Source organism: Moorena sp. SIO2C4, from assembly GCF_010672485.1.
Taxonomy (GTDB): Bacteria; Cyanobacteriota; Cyanobacteriia; order Cyanobacteriales; family Coleofasciculaceae; genus Moorena; species Moorena producens.
In genome coordinates, this window is the sequence record NZ_JAAHGN010001404.1 from 1 (window position 1) to 1,535 (window position 1,535).

Below are 1,535 nucleotides of genomic sequence, written 5' to 3' on the forward strand. Positions count from 1 at the left end.
ATAGTCTCACCATTCCTCAACCCAATTTCAAATCCTCCTGGGGTCTGGTGTGGGGTGTCAGGAGTCGGGTGTTGGGAAGATTGCCGAGAGATCCACTTAACGGGATTACTAGTGCGAATCGTCACCCCTGCCCTCTTAGCCACTTGTAAGAGACAATCAACAATAGTTTCAGAACTATCAGTAATCGGAAACATCCTGCCATCCGTCTCAGTTTTCAGCTCAACACCGTGAGCCCCAAACCAAGCAATGGTATCCTTCGGTTGAAAGCGAGTGTAAGCTCCTCGCAATGCTTTGCTTCCCCTCGGGTAAGCTTGCACCAACTGGGCTGGGTCAAAGCAAGCATGAGTAACATTACAGCGTCCACCACCAGAGATGCGCACCTTCGATAATGGATGGCGTGAGGCTTCTAGCAGAGTGACATTGGTATGGGGATGAGTCGTTGCACAGGTAATTGCCCCAAAAAAACCAGCGGCTCCACCACCAATGACTACGACATTGAGATTTTGTGAATTATCCAAGGGAATCGGGAATCGGGAATCGGGAATCGGGAATCGGGAATCGGGAATCGGGAATTGGAAACAGGGAAAAAATCTGGTTTACCTTATTACTATCAGAACCGATAATTACCCTTAATCAAAATCTCCCCATCTCCCCATCTCCCCATTTCCCCATACTTCCATCTCTTTACCTTTTGCCTTCAAATCCTAGGATCGTCCTGGCAAATAGTACTTAAAGTCCCTTGAGCCTTGATAGTCAGTGACATTAGCCAATTCTTCTAGAGTTTGGACACCAGGGAGTAATTCGCCATTAATTTGCCAAGTAGGATAGGATTGAATTCCAGCAGCGATACAGGCTTCTGTCTGAGCATTTTTGCCATCACGAGCACACTCTATATAATCTATTTGAGAGAATGCCTGTTTTCCAAACAGTTGCTTCTGCTCATAGCAGTGTGGACACCAGTAAGCTCCGTATTTCTTAGCACCAACCTCAGTCAAATGACGCGCCAGATCAATTTCTGATTGACCAGAGGTTGTGGTAACTTTCCAGCCACCAATAGCTGCGTTTGGCGCACCAGAGGCTGTGGGAATTGGACCACCATTGTCTGCTGATGTGGCCACGGATTCTCCAACATTAGCATAAACTCCTAAGGTACCCACCAAGGTGATCATGCCCACGATCATACCGATAAAGAAAATTTGACCAATATCTTCCCAACTGCGACCCACAAGGGTTAGGACTAGCAGGCTAATGGCAAATAATGCTGAACTGATGCAGTATAGACATACTGCTTGGATCTCAAACGCTAGCAAGTACATCAAGTAGCTACTGAAAACTGTCATAGCTGCTGCACCTGCCAACAGCAATAACCAAGTCCAATTTTCTAGTTTTGAGCGAAGTCCCTTCTTTGGGTCTCCCTTGACTAACAACGGAGCCAAGGCAAATGTAGCCATACTGGTGTATGCCAGGAAGCCAAACAAGGTTAGTGGCTGACCAAATATACTAGCATAAGGGCTGGAAAGGACATCATTACAGCT

3 protein-coding genes are annotated in these 1,535 nt (G+C 46.6%); 1 reads left to right on the top strand and 2 read right to left on the bottom strand.

Annotated elements, in window-relative coordinates:
* On the bottom strand, positions 1 to 518 hold a 518-nt coding region (locus F6K20_RS38015; protein ID WP_287298340.1), incomplete at its 3' end, for an NAD(P)/FAD-dependent oxidoreductase.
* Between F6K20_RS38015 and F6K20_RS38020 the strand changes: the two genes are divergently transcribed.
* Positions 506 to 733, top strand: coding sequence for a hypothetical protein (locus F6K20_RS38020; protein ID WP_071986764.1), 228 nt, complete (start codon positions 506 to 508; stop codon positions 731 to 733). The genes F6K20_RS38015 and F6K20_RS38020 overlap by 13 nt on opposite strands.
* Here F6K20_RS38020 and F6K20_RS38025 read toward each other — a convergent pair.
* On the bottom strand, positions 705 to 1,535 hold an 831-nt coding region (locus tag F6K20_RS38025), incomplete at its 5' end, for a vitamin K epoxide reductase family protein (protein ID WP_287298342.1). The two genes, F6K20_RS38020 and F6K20_RS38025, sit on opposite strands and share 29 nt — an antisense overlap.